We start from the raw sequence: 22,623 nt of genomic DNA, 5'->3' as shown, positions 1-22,623 counted from the left end.
GTGAACTTACGCCGATACACCCCTACGAGCCGTCTATGAATCGTTTACGACCCGTCAGAATCAGCCCCCACTCCGCTAGTCCCTACTCCCCTGCCCCTGCCCCCTACCTCCCTGCTCCCCACTCCGTACCTCCCTACTTCCTACTTCCTTCTGGGGCCTCGCCCTCCAGTGCCGCGCGGAACGCCTCTTCGGTCCCGTCCTCCTCGCCCATCAGGACGGGACCGTGCGCAAAGCGGAACGCCGGCACCGAGGGCAGCCGCCACCGCCGCACCCGAGCAAGCTCGGCACGCAGCCGGTCCCGCTCCCGCCCCTCCTCCTCGCCAGCCGCCACGACCACACCCACCTCACCGGCCAGCCGCCTCAGCGTGTCGCCGTCGGCGATGTGCAGCCCGTCCGTGAAGTACGCCCGGAACAGCCGCTCGGCCATCTGTTCGCCCTTCCCCTGGGCGGACGCCCGGGACAGCAGCAGATGGGCGTCGAAGGTGTTGGTGAACACGGCGCGCCCGAAGTTCAGTTCCAGGCCGTCCGCCGCCCCGATGGACGAGTCCGCCGCGACCGCACGGGCGAACTCCTCGCCACGGTCGCGCTTGTGCTCCTCGAACAGCGGCTCACCGGCAGCCGACGCGTCCGGCCGCAGCTGATACGGCCGGAAGACGGTCGTCACGCTGCCGCCCGTCACGCTGCCGCCGTCCCGATAGCGTGCTGCGGCCCGCAGGAACCGGGTGAACCTGAGATACCCGTGCACACACACCAGATCCGCGACGATCTCCACCCGCCGGGGCGGGCGCATCGCCCCCTTCCCGCCCCTCACCACGGCACCGGCCCGTCTGCGGCGAAGTATCCGCCACTGGGGCCGTCGGCGCCGATGAGAGCCATCCGCACAATGATCTCGGCGCCTTCCTCGACCGTCTGGGGGCCTGTATGGCTGTTGAGATCGGTGGCGGTGTGACCGGGGTCGACGGCATTGATCCGCAGGTGCGGGCAGGCATGTGCGTACTGCGCGGTGATCATGTTCAGCGCCGCCTTGGACGAGCTGTACGCCGGGACCGGCAACCAGGTGGGCACCACGGCCGCATGGCCGACGGGGTCCGCGGTCACCGCCAGCGACCCCAGCCCGCTGCTGACATTCACCACTACGGGCACCGCCCCACTACCCACCCAGGCGCCACCACCTTCCCGAGCGCCACCGCCTTCCCGAACGGCACCGCGCTCCACCCCGCCAGCGCGCTCCACCCCGACGCTGTCCTCCAGCAGCGGCAAAAAGGCGTGCAGAACCCGGACCGCCCCGAACACATTGGTGTCGTACACCGCCAGCATCTCCTGCGCGGTCAGTTCCCTCGCCGGCCGCCCGCTGCCCGCGATGCCCGCGTTGTTGACCAGTACGTCGAGCCGCCCGGCGGCCTCCCGTACGCGCTCCGCGGCCGCCGCCACGGACGCCTCACTGGTGACGTCGAGGAGCAGCGGCCGCGCACCGATCAGGCGCGCCGCCTCCTCCCCGCGCCGTACGTCCCGAGCCCCCAGATAGACCGCATACCCGGCCTCGGCCAGCCGCCTCCCGGTCTCCAGCCCCAGCCCCTTGTTGCCCCCGGTGACCAGGGCAACCCTCCCGCTCCCCCGGAGACACCCGGCAGTCCCGGCGCTCCCCGTACTCCCGTCCGGCACCCCGTCAGCGCGTGCGCCGTCAGCCCGTGCGCCGTCATCGCTCGTCTTCGTCATGCCCCCCACCCTCGCCGTCCCGCCAACAGGCAGGAAGCTCACCCCGCTTCCTGGGAACGCCAGTACCAGGCTCGGCCCGCCGCCTGTGCCCCACCGCCCGGATACTGAAACCATGACCGCACGCCGGAGCGCACCCGCGCACGAGGGCACCCCCCTTGCCACCGCTCTGCGCCTGTGGCGCACCCGCCTCTCCCCCTCCGCCGCCGGACTCCCCACCGCCTCCGCCGGCCCCCGCCGCACCTCCGGTCTGCGCCGCGAGGAACTCGCCCTGCTGGCGGGCATCTCAGCCGACTACCTCGTCCGGCTCGAACAGGGCCGCGCGAACTCCCCCTCCCCTCAGGTCCTCACCGCCCTCGCCCGTGCACTACGGCTCTCCGGGGCGGAGCAGCGGCATCTGTTCCTCCTGGCCGGGCAGCGGCCGCCCGACCACGACCGGATTCCGGCGACGCTCACCCCTGGCCTGCGACGACTCCTCGACCGGATGCCGGACACCCCCGTGGGTGTCTACGACGCGACCTGGACCCTCGTCACCTGGAACCGTCTGCACGCGGAGCTGACGGGCGACCCCGCCGGGCTCCCGGCGCGCGAACGCAACGTCCTGTGGCGGCACTTCACCGGTATGCCCGGCCGCGTGCGCCACACCCCGCAGCAGACCGCCCACTTCGAAGCCGCCACCGTCGCCGACCTGCGAGCGGCCACCGCCCGCTACCCGGCGGACCCGTCCCTGCGCTCCCTGGTCACCGACCTGTGCCGGGCCAGTCCCCGCTTCGCCGACCTCTGGGCCTCCCACGCGGTCGGCACCCACTCCGCGGACACCAAGACCTTCGACCACCCCGTCCTCGGCCCGCTCACCCTCGACTGCGATCTGCTGACCGCGCCCGACAGCGACCTGCGCCTGGTCGTTCTCACCGCCGCCCCGCACACCGAAGCCGCCGCCAAACTCGCCCAGTTGTCCAGCCTGCACCACATCCCCACGGCGCCGGCCAGCTGAGCAGCCCCGGCCAGCTGAACGGCCCCGCGGCCGGCCGCCCCGCTCACCGCCGACCGGGCAGTACGGGCACGACGGCCTCACCGCCCGCGCTGACGGCTTGCAGGACGGCGGCATGCAGCATCCCCAGGCCACCGGGCGCCACGGCAACCGGGCTGCCCGTCAGCGTGTACCACTCCTCCGCGCCGGTGTACTGGATGCGCACCGCCGCCCGCCCGTCGGCCCCGAGGGTGGTGACGACGGTGAGGTCGCCCGTGATGACGCCGACCTCATCGGTCATCGCCCCGCCGGGCCCGGCGGTCACCGCGCCGATGCACCGCTGGGGTCCGTCGGGCATCAGGCGCAGGTGTCGAGCATCGCGGCGAGCTTGTCCGCCTCGGGCGGGGTCACCGACAGCCGGTAGAGGTGCTTGACGTCCGTCCAGGCCCGCGCGTACGTGCACCAGTAGCCCTGGCTCGGCGGACTCCACTGGTCGGGCGACTGATCGCCCTTGCTCCTGTTGGAACTTGCGGAGACGGCGATCAGCTGCGAATGCTCCAGGTCGTTGGCGAACTGCTGGCGCCGGGCCGTCGTCCAGCTGTCGGCCCCGGACCTCCAGGCGTTGGCCAACGGCACCATGTGGTCGATGTCCACCTGCGACGCCGCGGTCAGGGTCTTGTCGTCGTAGAGGCTGTGCCACGTACCGGAGACGGCCCGGCACTGGGCGTCCTGGGTGACGTTCTGACCGTCCCGCTTCAGCACGACCTCACGGGTGTCGCAGCTGTTCCCCTGCTGGATCCAGTGCGGGAACTTCGCGCGCGAGTAGCCGTCCATCGAGTGCGGTGCCTCGACCGTCAGGTCCGCGAGCTCGGTCCGGGCGGCATCCGCCGACGGCGGCTCGGGCATGTCCACGGGCACCGCAGCGGACGGAGCAACGGCGACCGGGCCGAGCACAGCGGCCAGCGCAAAGGCCACAACGGCAGCCAGCCGCCGGGCGCGTGTACGGATCATGCGCTAGCAATATCCGACAAACACGACAGAACGCCGCACCCTCCCCCGACGGCGGCGTGTCCCCGCCCCGCTCCCCACCTCCCCACAACCGACCAACCCGCCTACCCACCACCCCCTCTCACCACCGCCGCCCCCTCACCCACCGCCCCCTCACCCATCAACAGCGCACACCTCAACGGCACACACCCCCGAGCCAAGCGGCACCCGCCCCGTACGCGGTCTCCGCCCGCCCTCCCCTCCCTCCCCCACCAGGCGGAGGAAGACCATCACAGCGGACGACGCCCCCCACGCGGCCGGACACGACGATCGCCCCATGACCGATCACGCACACACGACAACCAACAGCACGCCCCCGGGCGAACAACACCGGGCCGGGCCGCGGCAGCCAGGGCGAGCGGGGCAGGCAGGACAGGCAGAGCGGACAGGGCAGACAGGGCGGGCAGGACAGGCAAGGCGAGCCGGGCGAGCGGGACGAACAACGCTCTACTGGGCCGCAATCCAGGGCGGGTTCGCACTGGTCTGTGCCCTGGGCGGCACACCGCTGTCCGGCAGCGACAGTGACCAGGGGACGGTGTGGCTGGCCCGGTTCGTCGTCGCGGTGGCCGCGCTGGCCGCGACGGCCGCCACGGCTGCGGTCCGCGGGACGGCCCACCCCGCCGTGCGGACCGCGCTCTGGGCGGCCTGCGGGCTGTCCGCGATCTCGGCGTTCAGCCTGCTGATGGACGTGATCGGGCTGCTGTTCGCCCAGGGCGTCGACAACGCCGACGCCGCCGTACTGCACGCCCTCGGGCTGACCGGCGCGGCGCTCCTCGCCGCCACGGCTCGTGCCCACCGGCCCGGCAGCAACTGCGCACGCTGCGGCACAGCGCACAAGACGGTGGTCAGACCACAGCCGTCCCGGGCTCCGCGCGCCGTACGCCTCACCGCGTACGCCGGGACCGTGGCGTTCCTCCCGTATGCGGGGATGAAGCTGGTCTGGGCAACGGGCGGGACGTTCGCCGGGATCAGCGGTGCCGAGGCACTGGAACGCTCCCGCCACTACGGAGCCTCCGACATCTGGCTCACCCTGGAGTCCTGGGGCCTGGACGGCACCGTACTACTGGCCGCGCTCGGCATCTTCCTGCTCTTCGGGCTGATCCGGCCCTGGGGCCAGGTCTTCCCCCGCTGGACCCTCGCCCTGAACGGCAGACGGGTACCGCGCTGGCTGCCCCTGACCCCCGCCGTCATCGGCGCGGCCACACTGGTGCCCTACGGCGTGCTCGGCGTCGGCTACCTGGCCCTCGCGACGGCGGGCGTACTACCGATCCGGCGCGGCGATTTCCACTCCCCGACGGACACCCTCCTCGTCGGCTGGATCGGCCACACGGCATTCGCCGCCTACGGCATCGCCCTACTGACCGCCACCCACTCCTACTGGCTCCGCACCCGCCCAGCCTGCGCCCCCCTCGCAACCACCCCGGACCACTAAACGCCAGCCCCAGCCGAACGCCCTCACCCCAGCACCCAGTTCCCCCTGAACCGCCCACCTCCGCAGCCCGCCACCACCCAAGATCAGCCACACCTCGCTCCCCCGAGGCGCACTCCCGCCTCACCCCACGCATGCCGTACCTGCACCACATAACCGGAGGCCCCACCGCCCACTCAGACGGCAGGGCCTCTGACCTGCTGCTTCTCGGATCCCCCTGTCGGATTCGAACCGACGACCTTCGATTTACAAGTTCGATCAACCGGGCACCACTGCATGCCGGCGGTAGAAGGCGCGAGGGCACACTGGATTGGGGAGAACCGTGGTCGTGCGCCGTCGTTGATGTCAGCTGCGGATGTCAGCGGCCTTCCCCGACCGGCTCGATGACATCGGCCCACACACGAGTCGACCATGGGTTTCCGCTCACCCCAAGCCGCGCAGCCACTACGTCATCAAGGAAGCGTGCGTTGGAGATCTCCAGGGCCTCATGCGGCCACCAGAAGGAGTCACATTCAGTACACAGGGAGAACGGAGACCCGTCGTCCTTGAACCGGTAGGGATGAACCCAGTCCTGACCGCAGCGCGGACACTCTGGAAGCTGTGTGGGCATACACGTCGCCGTTCAGATCGAGTGGAAGGCGCTCGGGTCGGTTCCCGGCGGAAGGCGCCTGGTCATGTTGACGTAGACCGGACCATAAGGAGTGGTGGTCTGCCACGCCTCCCACTGATCTAGATCATGGGAGCAGAACCTCTTCAAGAAGCTGAGGAACTCCTTGAACTCATCGTCCGACAGTCGACCGTTCTCCACCTGGTCCATGCACCGAGGCTAGATGCCCGTCCCAGGACAGGAGCAGGCCCGTCGCCCCATCGAACCGCGGAACCTGAACCGCCCCTTCTCCCGGCTCACAGCCTCCGCCGACCTCCACCCGATCCGACTCCACGACGCCCGGAACGGCTGCGCCACCCTGCTCACCGCAGCCGGCGTCGCCCCTCGCGCCCTGATGGAGATCCTCGGCCACAGCCAGATCAGCATGACCATGGACGTCTACACCCACGTCGCGCAGGACACCCAGCGGCAAGCGATCAGCCACATGGACCGGCTCCTGAAACGGCGGCTCGATCAGGACTGATCTCGACCGACCGCCCCGTTACCGACCGCCGCGTTACCGACCGCCTCATTGATGTCACCCGTACATGTCAGAAGCCCCAGGCCAAGATCGGCCCGGGGCTTCTTCCCTGCTCAAACACAGAGCCCCCTGTCGGATTCGAACCGACGACCTTCGCTTTACAAGAGCGGTGCTCTGACCAGCTGAGCTAAGGAGGCGTGCGTGGAGAAGTGTACCCAGGCGTGCCGGGTGCCGGTCTCCTGGATTTGGTGAGAGCCAGGCTACTGACACCGGGCCCGGTCGAGGGTAGCGTCACGGGACAGTTCCACATCAGTGGACTACACCACTCCTTTTACTCGGATCGTCCGGCACGTTCCTGCCGGTGAAGGGACTCTCACCATGGCTACGGTCACGTATGACCAGGCAACCCGTATCTACCCGGGTTCCGACAAGCCCGCCGTCGACAAACTGGACATCGCCATCGAAGACGGCGAATTCCTCGTCCTGGTCGGCCCCTCCGGATGCGGCAAGTCCACCTCTCTGCGGATGCTCGCGGGGCTGGAGGACGTCGACGGAGGCGCCATCCGCATCGGGGACCGCGATGTCACCCACCTTCCGCCCAAGGACCGGGACATCGCCATGGTGTTCCAGAACTACGCGCTCTACCCGCACATGACGGTCGCCGACAACATGGGCTTCGCGCTCAAGATCGCCGGTGTTCCGAAGGCCGAGATCCGGCAGAAGGTCGAGGACGCGGCCAAGATCCTTGACCTGACGGAGTACCTGGGGCGCAAGCCCAAGGCGCTGTCCGGTGGTCAGCGCCAGCGCGTCGCGATGGGCCGGGCGATCGTCCGTGAGCCGCAGGTCTTCCTGATGGACGAGCCGCTGTCCAACCTGGACGCGAAGCTGCGCGTGCAGACGCGTACGCAGATCGCCGGCCTGCAGCGGCGGCTGGGGATCACGACGGTGTACGTCACCCACGACCAGGTCGAGGCCATGACGATGGGCGACCGGGTCGCCGTCCTCAAGGACGGCCTGCTCCAGCAGGTCGACTCGCCGCGCAACATGTACGACCGTCCCGCCAACCTCTTCGTCGCCGGCTTCATCGGCTCCCCCGCCATGAACCTGGTCGAGGTGCCGATCACCGACGGCGGCGTGAAGTTCGGCAACAGTGTGGTCCCGGTCAACAGGGAGGCGCTGAGCGCGGCCGCCGACAAGGGCGACCGTACGGTGACGGTGGGTGTGCGCCCCGAGCACTTCGACATCGTCGAGCAGAACGGCGCCGCGGCGAAGTCGCTGTCCAAGGAGGCCGCGGACGCACCGGCTGGCCTGGCCGTCACGGTCAACGTCGTCGAGGAACTCGGCGCCGACGGCTATGTGTACGGCACCGCGGAGGTCGGCGGCGAGACCAAGGACCTGGTCGTACGGGTCAACGGCCGCCAGGTCCCGGAGAAGGGCAGCCGGCTGCACGTCGTCCCGCGCCCCGGCGAGACGCATGTGTTCTCGACGTCTTCGGGGGAGCGCCTCAGCGACTGAGGCTCCGCTCCGATGGAGACCGAGACCGCCGAGTGGCGCCGGAGATCGCTGAGCGGACGGAAACGGCCGAGCGACGGCCATCGCCGAGCGACGGACGTCTCTGGGCGAGGAGACGGCCGACTCAGCGGAGACGGCCGACTCAGCGGCGACGGCTGATTCGGCGGAGACGGCAGAGGAGAGCGGCGCGTTAGGGCGGTGGCGGTCCGGGGTAGTCCTGGACCGCCACCGCTGCCGCGTTTCCGGAGCGGCCGCCGGGCCCTGCCCGCCGCGCGCCGTACGGGACATGCCGGCCGCACAGACCCTGCACCGCAGGGACATATCGGAGCTTTTCGTACCAGTGCGTCAACATCGCGACCGCACCGACGGGCCATTGCGTCCCTCGATACGGTGACCAAATGTCGCCAAATCATCACTCCTCGCTACCATCTCGACCGTGAACTCCGCAGCCCGCCGCATCGGCAGAACTCTCGCTCTCGTCCTTCCCGTCGTCCTCGTGCTGTCCGGGACACTCGCGGTCACCCGCGTCCCCTGGGCATCGACGGCCACCGACTCACAGGTGCTGACCGCATCCTCCGGAACGGCATCCACCAAGGCCGCCCCGGCCACCCCCGCGGACGCTCTCCGCAAGCGCCTCCTGATCGAGCTCCAGGAGAAGAACCCCAGCGTCGCCCTGACCCGCCTCCAGGAGGCGACCGCCAAGCGGCCCTCGCTGCTCAAGGCGTGCCCCGACATCGCACGCGCCCTCGGCCGTGCCGCCGTCGCCAAGTACGGTGCCGCGCACCGCGCCCAGGCCTTCTCCCGCCCGGTCTGCGACACCTCCTTCGCCACCGGCGTCGCCGACGCCCAGTGACCACCGATCGCACCGCATAGGGTGCGAACCATGACAGGCGCCCCGCATCCGTACCCCACGCAGGCCGTGGTCCTGGCCGGCGGCCAGGGCTCGCGTCTCCGCCCGTACACCGATGACCGACCCAAGCCGATGGTCGAGATTCCCGGCACCGGAACCCCGATCATCGGCCACCAGCTGAACTGGCTGGCCGAGGAAGGCGTCACGGACGCGGTCGTCTCCTGCGGCCACCTCGCCGAGGTGCTGCAGGACTGGCTGTCACAGGCCCGACTGCCCTTGCGCGTCACGACCGTTGTCGAGACGGAGCCACTGGGCCGCGGCGGCGGACTCAAGTACGCGGCCGGCTCGCTGCCCCGCCCGCACGAACCCTGGTACGCCACCAACGGCGACGTCTGGACCCGCTTCCCGCTCCGCGAGATGGCCGCCTTCCACCACGAACGCGACGCCGACGCCACCCTCGCGCTGGCCCGCCCCCGCATCCCCTGGGGAGTCGTCGAGACCGACGCGTTCGGGCACGTACTGGATTTCATCGAGGCGCCGCCCTCGCCGTATCTGATCAACGCCGGCGTCTACGTCTTCTCCGCCGCGTTCACAGACCTGCTCCCCGCCCGCGGCGACCACGAGCGCACGACCTTCCCTCGCCTGGCCCGCGAACGCCGCCTGGCCGGTTTCCCGCTCCCGCAGGGCGCCTACTGGCGCGCCATCGACACGACCAAGGACCTCACCGAGGCGGCCAAGGAGCTGAGCGCGCAGGCGGGTTGAGGGAGTGGAGGGGGGCGATGCCGTGCGGCGGGGCCGCCGGCCGCCCGTCTGCCACGGCTCAGCCCGGCTCCCGCCTCCCGCCGCCCACCTCCCGGCAGATGGCTCCGCGGCGAGGCTGTGGGGCCCGTACGCGCCCGCAGAGGCCCGGCCCTCGGGGATTTGGTCGCGTACGTCGCCGCAGGCGCCCCAGCGGCCGTACGCGACCTGTAGCCGCCGCAGCCACACCAGCAGCCGTCGCAACGCCAACGGCCCTTGTCACGCTGGTCGTCACCACCTCGGCACTCACGAATGCCGGTCGCCACAACGCCGGCCGTCATGATGTCGCTTGCCACGGCGTCGATCGCCACACCACCCCCACCATCGGCTGTCGTACGCGGCCCCCAGCGCCGCCGAAGCCAGCCCCGATCGAAGGCCCCGCTCCATTCCAAAGCCCCGCTCCGGTCAAAGGCACCACTCCGTTCCAAAAGCCCCGCTCCGCTCAAAGGCCCCGCGCACATACACCCGCCCACCCCCCGAAGGGGGGTGGGCGGCGGGGAAAAAGTAGGCGGTGGGAAAGAGCGGAAGCGAAGGCGAAAGCGGGAGCAGGAGCGAAGCCGGACGCAGAAGCGAAGCCGGACGGAGCGGAAGCACGAGCGAAGCCCGAAGCGGAAGCCAAGCCGCAAGCAGAAGCCAAACCGCAAGGGAGAGGAAGCCGGACGCAGAAACGAAGGCAACGAAGGCCCAGAAAGCGGGGAGAAAACCGGACCACCGGCCAGATCCCCGCTCGCGCGCGCCCCGAGGCAGCAGCCCCGGAGCGCGCGCCCCTGGGGGCCGCCCCGCGCCTCAGCCCAGCAGCCCTCCCAACGTGCTGCCGCGGCCGCCGGAGTCGCCCGAGTCGCCGGAGCCGCTGCTGCCGGTGCCGGTCGTGCCGCCGCCGGTGCCGCCCGAGGTGTTCGGGACGCGGGTCGGGGCGGGGGCTCGGGTCGGGGCGGTCTGCTGCGGGGCGCTGGTGGTGGCGCCGGGCTGCTGGGAGAGGCCGCTGGTGCTGCCCGCGGTGCGGCCGGTGCGGGTCGACGCGGACGGCTGGCCGGGCCTGCGGGCCTTGTGCGAAGCGCCCGCGGAGGGGGTGCCGGGGCGTACCGCACTGCCGGTGTGCCGCTGGCCGGGGCGGGTGGCGCTCTTGCCGGGGCGGGGCAGCGGTGAGCCGGGCAGGTTGTTGATCGCGGGCTCGCCGGGCCGCGGCACGGTCGCGACCGTCGCGGACCGTACGGCACCGCCGAGCAGCGAGCCGATGAGCAGGGTGAGCCCGCCCACCACCATGGTCATCATGGCGCCGCGGCGCAGCACCCGGCGTCGCAGGTCGGCGACCTCGACGCGGGGGCCGAGCCGCCGCCAGGCCTCGCCGGCGAGCCGGGCGTCCATGGAGTAGACCGGGGCGCCCGCGATGATCAGCGGGCTCCAGGCGGCGAGGTAGATGATGTCGGGGGCGTCGTAGGCGGGGAGCGTGCGCCAGCTGACGGTCATCAGCAGCGCCGCGGAGAGCAGCGCGCCGATCGACGCGGCCACCCGCTGCCACAGCCCGCAGATGGTCAGCACGCCGACGACGACCTGGAGGAAGGCGACGGTCAGGCCGGCGCCGACGGGGTGCGAGACGGCGAAGTCGCGCAGCGGTACGGCCAGCGCCCACGGGTCGAGCGACAGCAGCCACTTGACCATCGAGCCCCGCTCGCCGCCGTCGAAGTAGACGGGGTCGCAGAGCTTGCCCATACCGGCGTAGACGGAGATCAGGCCGAGGAAGATGCGCAGCGGCAGCAGGACGACGCCGAGGTTCATCCGGCGGCCCGGGTAGTACGCGTGCCGCACGGTGTCGGCGGCACGCCGCCCGCCCTCGGGGTCGTACTGGCCGCGGGGCTCGAAGCGGTCGTCACGGTCGTCGTCATAGCCGTCGTCGGCGGGGCCGCGGCCGCCGTACATGTCGCGGTGGGGGTGGTCGCTGTAGGGGTCGCCGTACGCGCTGCCCACGGGGCGTACGCCGCGCAGCAGGGTGCCGTCGGATTCGGCGGGGCCGCGCTGGCCGATCACGGTCTGGGCGGGGGCCGGGCCGTCGAGGCGGACCCGGGGCAGGACCTGGGTCGTGCCGACGTCCTCGCTCTGGCCGCCGGTGTCGAGGCCGATGCCCGCGTTGCGCACCGCGTGCAGGAGTTGGGTGGTGGCGCCGGCCGTGCCGCCCGGTTCGGTGCGGCCGCTCCACACCACCGGCGCCCGGCGTCTGCCACCGGCGGACGGGCCCCGGGTGGCGGGGATGCGCGCGGTGTCGGCCGTGACGTGGCCCGCCGCGGGTGCGGCGAGCTGTACGCGGAAGCTGGCGTGGTTGACGATGACCTGCGCGGGATCGCACGGCACCTTGACCGAGCTCAGGCCCGGCTCGTCATCGAAGCCCGGCGAGCGTCCCCCCGTAGGCGTGCGGGGTGTTCTGGTGTCCACGCTCATCTAACCGAGTGACTCGCGTATAAGACACTGCCTTGACCGGGCCGATCTGTCCGAGACCCGTCAAAAGATCACGGGATACGGGCAAGGCGTACGGAGGGTCAGGTTTTGCCCCGAGGTGTGGCCCGGGTGCGGCGCGCACGCGCGGACCACCCCCGGGCGCCACTGCTCAGGCGCGTCGGCGCGCCGCCTCCCACAGGACGACACCGGCCGCGACACCGGCGTTCAGCGACTCCGCGCCGCCCGGCATCGGGATCCGTACGCGCACGTCACAGGTCTCGCCGACGAGCCGCGACAGGCCCTTGCCCTCGCTGCCGACGACGATGACGACCGGGCCGTCCAGGACCTCCAGGTCCTGCAGCTCCGTGTCACCGTCCGCGGCCAGGCCGACGACCGTCAGACCGGCCTTCTGGTACGACTCCAGGGCCCGGGTCAGGTTGGTGGCGCGGGCGACCGGCGTACGGGCCGCGGTGCCCGCCGAGGTCTTCCAGGCGCCGGCCGTCATCCCGGCGGCGCGGCGCTCCGGCACGACCACGCCGTGGCCGCCGAAGGCGGAGACGGACCGGACGACCGCGCCCAGGTTGCGCGGGTCGGTGACCCCGTCCAGCGCGACGATCAGCGGGTCCTCGCCCTCGTCGAAGGCGGCCGCCGCCAGGTCCTCGGGGTGCGCGTAGTCGTACGGCGGGATCTGCGCGACCAGGCCCTGGTGGTTGAGGCCGTTGGTCATGCGGTCCAGCTCGGCCCGCGGCGCCTCCAGCAGGTTCAGCCCGCCTTCGGTGGCGAGCTGCAGCGCCTCGCGCACCCGCTCGTCGCTGTCGATGAACTGCTGCACGTACAGCGTGGTGGCGGGCACGCCCTCGCGCAGCGCCTCGACGACCGGGTTGCGGCCGACGACCAGCTCCGCGGTGCCCTTGGCGCCGCCGCGCCGCGGGGCCGGGCGGCGCGCCGCGGCCTGCTTCGCCTTGGCGTTGGCGACCCGGTTCTTGACGTGTCCCTTACGTGCGGAGGCGGGCGGGGTCGGGCCCTTGCCCTCCAGGCTCCGGCGCCGCTTACCGCCGCTGCCGACCTGCGCGCCCTTCTTGTTGGACGTGCGGCGGTTCCTGCGCTGGCTGTTGCCGGCCATGGGTCACCTGTTTCTTCACTGCTCTCGACGTCTCGCGACGTGGAGTGGGTACGTACGTATGGATTGAGTGTCGCCCGCGGGCACCCGGAAGGGCGAATCCGGGTGCGCGCTCACGGAGCGCGAGCGGGTCAGGACAGCGACCAGCGCGGGCCCGACGGGGTGTCCTCGATCGACAGTCCCGACTGCTGGAGCTGGTCGCGGATGGCGTCGGCGGTGGCGTAGTCCTTGCGGGAGCGGGCGGCCTGGCGCTGGTCGAGGACGAGGCGCACGAGGGAGTCGACGACGCCGTGCAGGTCCTCGCCGCGATCCGTGCCGCCGCCGGACCAGCGCTCGTCGAGCGGGTCCAGGCCCAGCACTCCGAGCATCGCCCGCAGCTCGGCCAGCCGGGCCACCGCGGCTTCCTTGTCGTCGGCGGTCAGCGCGGAGTTGCCCTGCCGGACGGTGGTGTGCACGACCGCCAGCGCCTGCGGGACGCCCAGGTCGTCGTCCATCGCCTCGGCGAAGGCCGGCGGCACCTCGGCGGCGGGCTCGACGGCACCGGCCTTCTCGACGACGCGCTGGATGAACCCTTCGATACGGGCGAACGCCGCCTCCGCCTCGCGCAGCGCGTCCTCGCTGTACTCGATCATCGAGCGGTAGTGCGGGGTGCCCAGGTAGTAGCGCAGCACGATCGGGCGCCAGCGCTTGACCATCTCCGAGACCAGCACGGAGTTGCCGAGCGACTTGGACATCTTCTCGCCGCTCATGGTCACCCAGGCGTTGTGCGACCAGTACGCGGCGAAGTCGTCGCCGAAGGCCTTGGCCTGGGCGATCTCGTTCTCGTGGTGCGGGAAGACGAGGTCGACGCCGCCGCCGTGGATGTCGAAGGCGGAACCCAGGTACTTGTGGGCCATCGCCGAGCACTCCAGATGCCAGCCGGGCCGGCCGCGGCCCCAGGGGGTCTCCCAGCTGGGCTCGCCCTCCTTCGCGGCCTTCCACATGGCGAAGTCGCGCGGGTCGCGCTTGCCGGTCTCCCCCTCGCCGGACGGCTGCAGGAGGTTGTCCAACTCCTGGTTGGACAGCTGGAGATACCCGGGGAAGGACTTGACGTCGAAGTAGACGTTGCCGTCGGCGGCGTAGGCGTGGCCGCGCTCGATCAGGCCGCGCATCATCTCGATCATCTCGGGGATGTGGCCGGTGGCGCGCGGTTCGTAGGTCGGACGCAGGCAGCCGAGGGCGTCGTAGGCCGTGTTGAAGGCGACCTCGTTCTCGTAGCCGATCGACCACCAGGGGCGGCCCTGCTCGCCGGACTTCGCGATGATCTTGTCGTCGATGTCCGTGACATTGCGGACGAAGGTCACGTCGTAGCCGCGGTGGGCGAACCAGCGGCGCATGATGTCGAAGTTGAGTCCCGACCTGATGTGCCCGATGTGCGGGGCGGCCTGCACGGTCGCACCACAGAGGTAGATCGAGACACAGCCCGGCGTGAGCGGGGTGAAGTCACGGATCTGCCGGGCGCTGGTGTCGTACAGGCGAATCGTCACGGAACCAGGGTAGTCGGAACCGGGCAGTGCCCCGCGACGCATGGGCCGAGGGGACACGGATCTGTCACAACCGTCCGATACCGACTGTTTTGCTCGCTTTCGCCGTCGACTTTTACTGCCGGGCTTCACTGCCGGTCTTGACTACCGGCCTTCACTACCGGCCCTCACTACCGGATCCCCCTGCCCGGGGGTGTCCGTCAAAGGTGCCCGTTGCCGTTGCCCGTCAGATGCTGCCGACCACCTTGCGCGGGGTGATCCGGATGACCACCCGCTCGTCGTCGTCGGCCGAGGCCGGGTTGAACTCCGCGTACGGCTTGCCGGTGTACTTCCGGGACAGCTCGTCGATGAGCTCCTGGCCGCCCTCGGTGGTGAGCGTGACGGTGCCGCGGATCTCCGCGTAGGTGTACGGGGCGTCGAAGGGCTGGACGACGACGGTCACGCGCGGGTCGCGGCGGATGTTGGCCTCCTTGCGGCGGCCGGCGGTCGTGGAGACCAGGAGGTCGTCGCCGTCCCGCTTCACCCATACCGGCGAGACCTGCGGACTGCCGTCGGGCTGGATGGTCGCCAGGGTCACGAACACCGGCGCGTCGAGGAGCTGCTTGAGGTCGTCGGACAGGGTGGCGGTCACGAGGGGTCCTTCCTGCGGGCCGTTCCGAGGGCCGTTCCGAGGGGTGCAAGCCCTCCGTTTCTCTCCAACACCCGTGCGGCGCCCGGCATTCCCCCGTCATACGGGGGAATGCCGGGCGCCGCACGTCAAGCCCCGGGTGCCGGTTCAGGCCATGCGGAGCCCGCTCAGGCCGTACGGAAGACGATGGCGGTGGCGATGGCGGCCAGGCCCTCGGCGCGGCCCGTCAGGCCCAGCCCGTCCGAGGTCGTCCCGGAGACCGACACCGGCGCTCCGACGGCCGCCGACAGCGCCTTCTGCGCCTCGTCGCGCCGCTTGCCGACCTTCGGCCGTACGCCGATGACCTGCACCGCGACATTGCCGATGGTGAAGCCCTCGGCCCGGACGATCCGCGCGGCCTCGGCCAGCAGCGTCACACCGGAGGCGCCGGACCACTCGGGGCGGCCGGTGCCGAAGTGCGCGCCCAGGTCGCCGACGCCGGCCGCCGAGAAGAGCGCGTCGCAGGCGGCGTGCGCGGCGACATCGCCGTCGCTGTGACCGGCCAGGCCGTAGCCGTCGCTCTCCGCGGCGTCCCAGAGCAGCCCGGCGCACCACAGCTCGCGGCCCTGCTCGAAGGCGTGCACGTCCGTGCCGACGCCGACGAGGGGGAGGCCGGCGGGCCCGCCGGCGGGGGTCGGCTCAGACATAGCCATCGGTGGCCCTCCTGCGGGCGAGTACGGCCTCGGCCAGGACCAGGTCCAGCGGCCGGGTCACCTTGAACGCTTCCTCGTGGCCGGGGACGACCACGACCGGCGCGCCGAGCCGTTCGACCAGCCCGGCGTCGTCGGTGGCGCCCTCGCCCTCGACGACGGTGTCGTGCGCCTTGCGCAGGGTCTCGGGGTCGAAGCCCTGCGGGGTCTGTACGGCGCGCAGCAGAGCCCGCTCCGGGGTGCCGACCACCGGCTCGGGGGCGCCCTGCGGCTGCGGTTCGACCTGCTTGACGGTGTCGGCGAGCGGCAGCGCGGGGACGACGGCGGGCGCACCGGCGCGTACCGCCGCGATCACCGCGTCGACGGTGTCGACGGGGACCAGCGGGCGGGCGGCGTCGTGCACCAGCACGACGTCGACGTCCTGCGGCAGCGCCGCCAGACCGAGCCGTACGGACTCCTGGCGGGTCTGCCCGCCGGGGACGACCACGAGGTCGGTGCGGTCGGCGAGCGGGTACTCGTTAAGGAGGCGGTCGACCTCGCCGGCGCCGTCGGGCGGGGCCACCACGACGATGAGCGAGACGGCGCGGGAGGCGGCCATCGCGCGGACGGCGTGCACCAGCATGGGGGTGCCGCCCAGCGCGCGCAGGGCCTTGGGGGTGCCGGGACCGAGCCGGACGCCCCGGCCGGCGGCAGGGATCACCGCGGCGGTGCGGATCGGGCGGGAGGGATCTGACATCGATGGCTCCGGAGTCCGGGGCGAGCCCGGAATTGGCGCAGACAGGTTTGTTTCCTCGGGAGAGGTGGGTATGGCCTGGGGGTACCCCCTGCTCGTAGAGCTTGGGGGAGTGCCGGGCGCGACGCCTTGACCGGACCCTTCCGTGACATCGGTCGGGGCAGCTGCCCGGGCCCGGCACTCCACGACAGGTCCGCGAGAGCGAGCCGAACCGCAGCGCAACGGCCACCGCAACGGCCACCGGTGCCTCGGCGGGCCCTGCCGGATCGCCGTCCCGTCACAGGCGAACGCGGGCGGGCGTCGAACACAGGCAGACATACAGAGGCAGATATGCCGCAGCGCCCGGTAACGGACCCCTCCCACATGGGAGTCGGTCGCCACTCGGGCACCGCGGCATTTTTGCTACGTCGTCGCTGCGGGTCGTCGCTGCGTCGGTCGGTCGCCGTACGGCGTCAGGACGCGAGGACCTCGTCGAGCAGGGCCTCGGCCTTGTCCTCGTTGGTGTTCTCCGCGAGGGCGAGTTCGCTCACCAGAATCTGGCGGGCCTTTGCAAGCATCCTCTTCTCACCGGCGGAGAGTCCGCGCTCGCGCTCACGCCGCCACAGGTCGCGCACTACTTCGGCGACCTTGATCACATCGCCGGAAGCGAGCTTCTCGAGATTTGCCTTGTAGCGACGGGACCAGTTAGTCGGCTCTTCGGCATACGGTGCACGAAGCACCTCGAAGACCCGGTCCAGCCCGTCCTGACCAACCACGTCGCGTACGCCGACGAACTCCGCATTGTCCGCTGGCACACGAACAGTCAAGTCGCCCTGGGCGACCTTCAGCACCAAGTAGGTCTTGTCCACGCCTTTGATCTGGCGAGTTTCGATGGCCTCGATCAGCGCGGCCCCGTGATGGGGATAGACCACGGTGTCGCCAACCTTGAACGTCATGTGACAGGTACCCCTTCCGTGGCTATCCATGCTAACACGGGAACGGGCCGTTCTGAATGGCGTTTTCGCAGGTCAGGGCATATCTCGGGGCTTGACAACAGCAGCCGGAACGTGCTGCGAGGGGCCCTTCGGTGCGGGTATTCGCAGGTCGGAGGGGCTTCGCGGGCGAGCGGAAACGTGCCTGTCACACGTCGGGAACACCATGATCGATAGGCTGAACGTCCCGTTTTGCACGGATCCGCATGAGCGAGTTCCGCTACTCCGTTCGGCCGCGCAAGCACCCGTCAGGGCCGATTCTCGAATTGATCACCTTCCGGCCGGTGAAGAGTGTGATCAATTCCGTGAGGTCTTCACATTCCCTTCGAATACTGTTTTTCGCCGGGGGAAACCGGCCGGGGAAACGGGCGCATGCCCACCCGAACGGCCGCCTGCCGAATATTCATCCCTGTTCCGGTCATCCATGATCCCGTCATCTCATCCTTGATCCCCTCATCCGTGATCCCGTCATACGGAGCCCGTCATACGGTGAGCCCGTCCTCGCCGTTCCGTGAAGGTCCCGGCACCTTCCGCGCGTCGTTCTCCCGCGGCCGGCTCTCCGGCGGGCCGGGCGCGGCCGGGGGCCCGGCGCCTGGGTCGGAACCGTGTGCGGGCGGCGGTGGCGGGCCGGTGATCGCGCTGGGGGCGGGTCGGGTGCGGCGGTGCGGGGACGGCTCGGTAACCTAGCGGCGCTGACACACCCTTAGGGCGGCTTTACGTGCCCGTCGTCATGACGCGTACGCGGCGCCGCCCCAGCCGTCCATCCGCGACCGGGCACGAACGTTCGGCCGCCGTAGCTCGTCAAGGAGATGCCGCCGCCGTGAGCCGCAGCCTTCGACGCGGCGTCCTCGCCGCCACCGTCCTTTCGCTCTCGATCGCCACGCTGTCCGCGTGCGGGGCCGGGAGCGACGCCCAGACGCTGCAGGTCAAGCCGGACAACGCCGAGACCTCCGCCGGTGACATCAAGATCCAGAACGTGTCCGTCGTCACCCAGCCCGATCTGCACGCCAAGGGCCCGGCCGTGGTGACCGCGACGCTGTTCAACAACGGCACCAAGGACCAGAAGCTGACCGCGATCTCCGTCAACGGCACCGGCCAGTCGGCCAAGCTGAAGGCGGCGGGCAACGGCTCGGGCGGGATCACCGTGCCGGCCGGCGGCTCCGTCGTGGTCGGCGGCAAGGACAACGCCGCCGCCGTCCTGCCCAGCGGCCGGGAGGCCGTCCAGGACGGGAACGTGCAGACGCTGACGTTCGACTTCAGCTCCACCGGCAAGGTGAAGATCGACGCCTTCGTCGTCCCGGCGAAGAGCTACTTCGAGGGCTACGGGCCCTCCCAGGTGCCGCAGCCGTCCGGTTCGGCCACCCCGGGCGGCAAGCCCACGGAGACGGGCAAGCCGACCGAGTCCGGCACGCCGACGGGTACCGCCACGCCGACCACCGGCGCCACCAAGCCCGCCGGGTCGGCGCACGCCGGTCACTGACCTCACCGCACGGGCGTCGTCACCGGCCCCGTGCCCCACGCGTCAGGGGCGCCCCTCCGGATCGGGGGAGCGCCCCTGACGCATGTGCGGTGGTCCGCCGGCGGTCTACGGCTCGAACTTGTAGCCCAGACCGCGGACCGTGACCAGGTAGCGCGGCGCGCCCGGGTCGGGTTCGATCTTGGCGCGCAGCCGCTTGACGTGCACGTCCAGGGTCTTGGTGTCGCCCACGTAGTCGGCGCCCCAGACCCGGTCGATGAGCTGCATGCGGGTCAGCACCCGGCCCGCGTTGCGCAGCAGCATCTCCAGGAGGTCGAACTCCTTGAGGGGCAGGTCGACCTTGCCGCCGGAGACCGTGACGACATGGCGGTCCACGTCCATCCGGACCGGGCCGGCCTCCAGTGCCTGCGGGGTGACCTCCTCGGGCTCGCCGCGGCGGCGGAGCACCGCGCGGATGCGGGCGACCAGCTCACGGGAGGAGAAGGGCTTGGTGACGTAGTCGTCGGCTCCTATTTCCAGGCCGACGACCTTGTCGATCTCGCTGTCCTTGGCGGTGACCATGATGACCGGGACGTTGGAGCGGCCGCGCAGCTGGCGGCAGACCTCCGTGCCGGGCAGGCCAGGCAGCATCAGGTCCAACAGAACGAGGTCGGCGCCGTTGCGCTCGAACTCGTCCAGTCCGTCGGGGCCCGTTGCCGCGATGGCGACCTCGAATCCCTCTTTGCGAAGCATGTACGACAGTGCGTCGCTGAACGATTCCTCGTCCTCGACGACGAGCACTCGGGTCACGGAAGGACCTCCGGGGCTGGGTGAGCAGGGAGCGGATCGTTGAAGGTCTCGTACGGGCGGTCCTCGTCGTCGAGGCCCTCCGCGGAGAGATCGGCGGGCCGTTCGCGGTCGCGTACGGCCCCGGCTTCCGGGAGACGCAGGGTGAACGTGGAGCCCTGTCCCTCAGCGCTCCACACCGTGACCTCCCCGCCGTGTGAGGCGGCCACATGCTTGACGATGGCGAGGCCGAGGCCGGTCCCGCCGGTGGCGCGCGAGCGCGCCGGGTCCACGCGGTAGAACCGCTCGAAGACGCGGTCCCGGTCCTTTTCGGATATCCCGATGCCCTGGTCGGTCACCGCGATCTCGATCAGGTCGCCGCCGGGCGCGGAGACCCGCCGCCCGGCGATCCCGACGCGGGTGCGCGCCGGGGAGTAGTTGACGGCGTTCTCGACGAGGTTGCCCAGGGCGGCCGCGAGCTGGCCGCGGTTGCCCCATACGTGCAGGTCGGCGGTGCCTCCGGCGGCCATGGTGATCTGCTTGGCGCCGGCCTGCTGGCGGCAGCGGTCGATCGCCTCGGCGACCAGCTCGTCGACCCGGACCGGCTCGGCGTCCTCCAGCGGGTCGTCGTTCTGGACCCGGGAGAGGTCGATGAGCTCCTGGACGAGGTTGGTCAGGCGGGTGGCCTCGTTCTGCATCCGGCCGGCGAAGCGGGTGACGGCCTCGGGGTCGTCGCTGGCGTCCATCACGGCTTCGGAGAGCAGCGACAGCGCGCCGGCGGGCGTCTTGAGCTCATGGCTGACGTTGGCGACGAAGTCGCGGCGGACCGCCTCTATGCGGCGGGCCTCCGTCAGGTCCTCGACGAGCAGCAGGACGAGCCGGGAGCCGAGCGGGGCGACCCGGGCGGAGACCGCGAGGGCCTCCCCGCGGCCCGTGCCGCGGCGCGGCAGGTCCAGCTCGACCTGGCGTATCTCCCCGTCCCTGCGGGTGTCGCGGGCCATCTGCATCATCGGCTCGACGGCGAGCTTGCCGCCGCGGACCAGGCCGAGGGCGTACGCCGCGGAGCTGGCCTTGACGACGGCGTCGGCCTCGTCGAGGACCACGGCCGAGGAGCGCAGGACGGAGAGCACGGTGTCGACGCCGGGCGGCAGCACGGCGTCGGTGTGCAGTGAGGTGCGGGTGGGTTTGGCCTGGTCACGCTCGCTCCAGCGGAACGCCAGCATGGCGAAGACGCCGGTGCACAACCCGGCGATCGCTGCCACTGCGGCGACGGCCGCGTCCACGTTCATGTCTCCAGAGTATGTGCCGGGTCGGACACTCCCCCAGCCTTGCGAGCCGCTGCTCGAACAGCCGTCGCCCAGAGTTCACCGTGGCGTCCGTACGGGTTCACTCGGGGGGCCGGGGACGGCGTGCGGCCGGCCGCCGGACGCCTCCGAGGGGGCCGGTGCGGCGCCCGGTCCCGCCGGTGTGCGGCCGGGTGAACGGCGGCGCCGGCCCGGGGGCAGCGGCCGCGTCGCCCAGAGTTCACCTTCACGTCGGTACCGGTTCACCCGGGGTGGGACGGCAGGTCGCGATCCGGCCGCAGGGTGAGGGTGCGGGTGACGGGTGGCGGAGTACCGGCTCCGTGGCGCACCGCCCTGCGGGACACGGGCCGCGCGGGCACGGACCGTGAGACCGTGGGCGCAGGTCGACTGCACCCGGCCCCACCTCCCACACCACGCCACACCACCACTCGACGCGAGAGAAGGTCACAGATGCGGGACGCGTACCACGAGGAGCTGGATTCGATCGGCGAGGGCCTGGTCGAGATGGCCCGGCTCGTCGGCTCCGCGATCGGGCGCGCCACCACGGCGATACTCGACGCGGACCTCAAGCTGGCCGAGCACGTCATCGCGGCCGACGAGAAGGTCGACGACCTCCAGCGTGAGCTGGAGGAACGGGCGGTCACCCTGCTGGCGCGGCAGCAGCCGGTCGCCACGGACCTGCGTATCGTCGTCACCTCGCTGCGGATGAGCGCCGACCTGGAGCGCTCCGGCGACCTGGCCCAGCACGTGGCCAAGCTGGCCCGGCTGCGCTTCCCGGAGACGGCCGTACCGCGCGATCTGCACGCCACCATCCTGGAGATGGGGCAGCTGGCGCAGCGCCTGATGGCCAAGGCCGCCGAGGTCATCATCACCAAGGACGTCGATCTCGCGCTCCAGCTGGAGCAGGACGACGACGCGATGGACCTGCTGCACCGCACGCTCTTCCAGCACCTGATGGACGACCGCTGGAAGCACGGCATCGAGACGGCCGTGGACGTGACCCTGCTGGGCCGCTACTACGAGCGCTTCGCGGACCACGCGGTCTCCGTCGCCAAGCGGGTCGTCTACCTCGTGACCGGCGAGCACGCCGACGAGCTCGCCCCGCCGACGACGGTGGAGGGCGCATAGCGGCAAGGGCGGGAGAGCGGTGGGAGTCCGCCCCGTGAGCGACCATGCGCCGTTGACGCGTGCCTCCGCGCGCCGTTGACGCGCCCTGCCGCCCGGCCGTGCAATGGGGCGGAAGGTGACCCCTCGGACACCAGGTGATCCCTAGGAGGCAATGCATGGCATCCCTTGCGGACTCCCCCGTCCCCGCGTCGCACGGCGCCCCGACGGCCGTCGAGCGCCCGGAGCTCTCCATGGCGTGCTCCTGCGGCCCCGGCTGCAGCTGCGGCTGCCAGTCGGGCGGGCCCTGCCAGTGCGGCGGCGGCTGCTAGCGGCTCCCGCGGTCTACGGCACAGTGCCACCACGGCCCCGGCCGGCTGATCAGCCGGCCGGGGCCGCTGCCGTGTTCTGCCGTGTTCCGGGGGCACACAGG

At 71.3% G+C, this 22,623-nt stretch carries 22 protein-coding genes, 1 tRNA gene and 1 pseudogene; 9 read left to right on the top strand and 15 right to left on the bottom strand.

Translation table 11 applies throughout. The annotated features are described in order from the left end of the window. Positions 1 to 133: 133 nt before the first annotated feature. Both ACWD6P_RS07390 and ACWD6P_RS07385 read right to left on the bottom strand, forming a co-directional pair. Positions 134 to 790 carry a DsbA family oxidoreductase gene (locus ACWD6P_RS07390; protein WP_451443066.1) on the bottom strand — a complete coding sequence of 219 codons (657 nt, stop codon included), beginning with the start codon at positions 788 to 790 and terminating at the stop codon, positions 134 to 136. 17 nt (positions 791 to 807) lie between these two features. After that, complete coding sequence (locus ACWD6P_RS07385) at positions 808 to 1,716, bottom strand: SDR family NAD(P)-dependent oxidoreductase (RefSeq protein WP_451443065.1); 909 nt, start codon at positions 1,714 to 1,716, stop codon at positions 808 to 810. A gap of 112 nt (positions 1,717 to 1,828) precedes the next feature. Here ACWD6P_RS07385 and ACWD6P_RS07380 point away from each other — a divergent pair, with 112 nt between their 5' ends. Beyond that, the gene (locus tag ACWD6P_RS07380) at positions 1,829 to 2,707 is read left to right on the top strand and encodes a helix-turn-helix transcriptional regulator (RefSeq protein WP_451443064.1); all 879 of its coding nucleotides are present in this window, start codon (positions 1,829 to 1,831) and stop codon (positions 2,705 to 2,707) included. Between the two features lie 43 nt (positions 2,708 to 2,750). On the opposite strand, the gene ACWD6P_RS07375 is transcribed toward ACWD6P_RS07380, so the two are convergent. Further along, entirely contained in the window at positions 2,751 to 3,041 is a 291-nt protein-coding gene (locus tag ACWD6P_RS07375; protein WP_451443063.1) for a hypothetical protein, read from the bottom strand. Continuing rightward, positions 3,041 to 3,694, bottom strand: coding sequence for an HNH endonuclease family protein (locus ACWD6P_RS07370; protein WP_451443062.1), 654 nt, complete (start codon positions 3,692 to 3,694; stop codon positions 3,041 to 3,043). The genes ACWD6P_RS07375 and ACWD6P_RS07370 overlap by 1 nt, the downstream gene beginning before the upstream one ends. Positions 3,695 to 4,265: 571 nt before the next feature. Here ACWD6P_RS07370 and ACWD6P_RS07365 point away from each other — a divergent pair. Next, a complete protein-coding gene (locus ACWD6P_RS07365; protein WP_451443061.1) occupies positions 4,266 to 5,162 on the top strand; it encodes a hypothetical protein in 897 nt (298 codons plus the stop codon). 619 nt (positions 5,163 to 5,781) lie between these two features. On the opposite strand, the gene ACWD6P_RS07360 is transcribed toward ACWD6P_RS07365, so the two are convergent. Beyond that, complete coding sequence (locus ACWD6P_RS07360; RefSeq protein ID WP_451443060.1) at positions 5,782 to 5,976, bottom strand: hypothetical protein; 195 nt, start codon at positions 5,974 to 5,976, stop codon at positions 5,782 to 5,784. Between the two features lie 43 nt (positions 5,977 to 6,019). On the opposite strand from ACWD6P_RS07360, the pseudogene ACWD6P_RS07355 reads away from it, so the two are divergent. Further along, a pseudogene (locus tag ACWD6P_RS07355) lies at positions 6,020 to 6,289 on the top strand (tyrosine-type recombinase/integrase); the annotation flags it as partial. Positions 6,290 to 6,409: 120 nt separating this feature from the next. Here the strand turns inward: ACWD6P_RS07355 and ACWD6P_RS07350 are convergent. After that, positions 6,410 to 6,483: transfer RNA gene (locus ACWD6P_RS07350), tRNA-Thr, on the bottom strand. 181 nt (positions 6,484 to 6,664) lie between these two features. Between ACWD6P_RS07350 and ACWD6P_RS07345 the strand changes: the two genes are divergently transcribed. The 3 genes from ACWD6P_RS07345 to ACWD6P_RS07335 all read left to right on the top strand — a co-directional run bounded on the left by ACWD6P_RS07345 (position 6,665) and on the right by ACWD6P_RS07335 (position 9,410). Next, positions 6,665 to 7,801, top strand: coding sequence for an ABC transporter ATP-binding protein (locus ACWD6P_RS07345; protein ID WP_451443059.1), 1,137 nt, complete (start codon positions 6,665 to 6,667; stop codon positions 7,799 to 7,801). Positions 7,802 to 8,234: 433 nt separating this feature from the next. Further along, positions 8,235 to 8,651, top strand: a complete 417-nt coding sequence (locus ACWD6P_RS07340) for a hypothetical protein (protein WP_451443058.1) — start codon at positions 8,235 to 8,237, stop codon at positions 8,649 to 8,651. A 30-nt stretch (positions 8,652 to 8,681) separates the two neighbouring features. Continuing rightward, complete coding sequence (locus ACWD6P_RS07335) at positions 8,682 to 9,410, top strand: nucleotidyltransferase family protein (RefSeq protein ID WP_451443057.1); 729 nt, start codon at positions 8,682 to 8,684, stop codon at positions 9,408 to 9,410. Between the two features lie 822 nt (positions 9,411 to 10,232). Here ACWD6P_RS07335 and ACWD6P_RS07330 read toward each other — a convergent pair. From ACWD6P_RS07330 to ACWD6P_RS07300, 7 genes are all read right to left on the bottom strand, one after another. Continuing rightward, on the bottom strand, positions 10,233 to 11,879 hold the full coding sequence (locus ACWD6P_RS07330) for a DoxX family membrane protein (protein WP_451443056.1): 1,647 nt from the start codon (positions 11,877 to 11,879) through the stop codon (positions 10,233 to 10,235). 166 nt (positions 11,880 to 12,045) lie between these two features. Beyond that, on the bottom strand, positions 12,046 to 12,999 hold the full coding sequence (gene rlmB, locus ACWD6P_RS07325; RefSeq protein WP_451443055.1) for a 23S rRNA (guanosine(2251)-2'-O)-methyltransferase RlmB: 954 nt from the start codon (positions 12,997 to 12,999) through the stop codon (positions 12,046 to 12,048). 128 nt (positions 13,000 to 13,127) lie between these two features. Then, positions 13,128 to 14,522: a cysteine--tRNA ligase gene (gene cysS, locus ACWD6P_RS07320; protein ID WP_451443054.1), complete on the bottom strand. Its 1,395-nt coding sequence runs from the start codon at positions 14,520 to 14,522 to the stop codon at positions 13,128 to 13,130. Between the two features lie 223 nt (positions 14,523 to 14,745). After that, on the bottom strand, positions 14,746 to 15,150 hold the full coding sequence (locus ACWD6P_RS07315) for a PPOX class F420-dependent oxidoreductase (protein WP_451443053.1): 405 nt from the start codon (positions 15,148 to 15,150) through the stop codon (positions 14,746 to 14,748). Between the two features lie 164 nt (positions 15,151 to 15,314). Continuing rightward, complete coding sequence (ispF, locus tag ACWD6P_RS07310; protein WP_451443052.1) at positions 15,315 to 15,833, bottom strand: 2-C-methyl-D-erythritol 2,4-cyclodiphosphate synthase; 519 nt, start codon at positions 15,831 to 15,833, stop codon at positions 15,315 to 15,317. Beyond that, entirely contained in the window at positions 15,826 to 16,572 is a 747-nt protein-coding gene (ispD, locus tag ACWD6P_RS07305) for a 2-C-methyl-D-erythritol 4-phosphate cytidylyltransferase (RefSeq protein WP_451443051.1), read from the bottom strand. The genes ispF and ispD overlap by 8 nt, the downstream gene beginning before the upstream one ends. Before the next feature lie 449 nt (positions 16,573 to 17,021). Further along, on the bottom strand, positions 17,022 to 17,504 hold the full coding sequence (locus ACWD6P_RS07300; protein WP_003953493.1) for a CarD family transcriptional regulator: 483 nt from the start codon (positions 17,502 to 17,504) through the stop codon (positions 17,022 to 17,024). An 856-nt stretch (positions 17,505 to 18,360) separates the two neighbouring features. Here ACWD6P_RS07300 and ACWD6P_RS07295 point away from each other — a divergent pair. Then, the gene (locus tag ACWD6P_RS07295; protein ID WP_451443050.1) at positions 18,361 to 19,020 is read left to right on the top strand and encodes a DUF461 domain-containing protein; all 660 of its coding nucleotides are present in this window, start codon (positions 18,361 to 18,363) and stop codon (positions 19,018 to 19,020) included. A gap of 105 nt (positions 19,021 to 19,125) precedes the next feature. Here the strand turns inward: ACWD6P_RS07295 and ACWD6P_RS07290 are convergent, their stop codons facing one another. Together ACWD6P_RS07290 and ACWD6P_RS07285 are read right to left on the bottom strand one after the other, a co-directional pair. Continuing rightward, the gene (locus ACWD6P_RS07290; protein ID WP_006603892.1) at positions 19,126 to 19,806 is read right to left on the bottom strand and encodes a response regulator transcription factor; all 681 of its coding nucleotides are present in this window, start codon (positions 19,804 to 19,806) and stop codon (positions 19,126 to 19,128) included. Next, entirely contained in the window at positions 19,803 to 21,071 is a 1,269-nt protein-coding gene (locus ACWD6P_RS07285) for a sensor histidine kinase (RefSeq protein ID WP_451443049.1), read from the bottom strand. The genes ACWD6P_RS07290 and ACWD6P_RS07285 overlap by 4 nt, the downstream gene beginning before the upstream one ends. 465 nt (positions 21,072 to 21,536) lie before the next feature. Here ACWD6P_RS07285 and phoU point away from each other — a divergent pair, with 465 nt between their 5' ends. Both phoU and ACWD6P_RS07275 read left to right on the top strand, forming a co-directional pair. Next, positions 21,537 to 22,214: a phosphate signaling complex protein PhoU gene (gene phoU, locus ACWD6P_RS07280; protein ID WP_451443048.1), complete on the top strand. Its 678-nt coding sequence runs from the start codon at positions 21,537 to 21,539 to the stop codon at positions 22,212 to 22,214. A gap of 155 nt (positions 22,215 to 22,369) precedes the next feature. Next, the gene (locus ACWD6P_RS07275; protein ID WP_451443047.1) at positions 22,370 to 22,522 is read left to right on the top strand and encodes a hypothetical protein; all 153 of its coding nucleotides are present in this window, start codon (positions 22,370 to 22,372) and stop codon (positions 22,520 to 22,522) included. The last annotated feature ends 101 nt before the right edge of the window (positions 22,523 to 22,623 follow it).

The sequence above is a fragment of the Streptomyces sp. NPDC002446 genome, from assembly GCF_053595675.1.
Note: the sequence above shows the minus strand (reverse complement) of the source record. Positions and strands in the feature narration are given on the sequence as shown.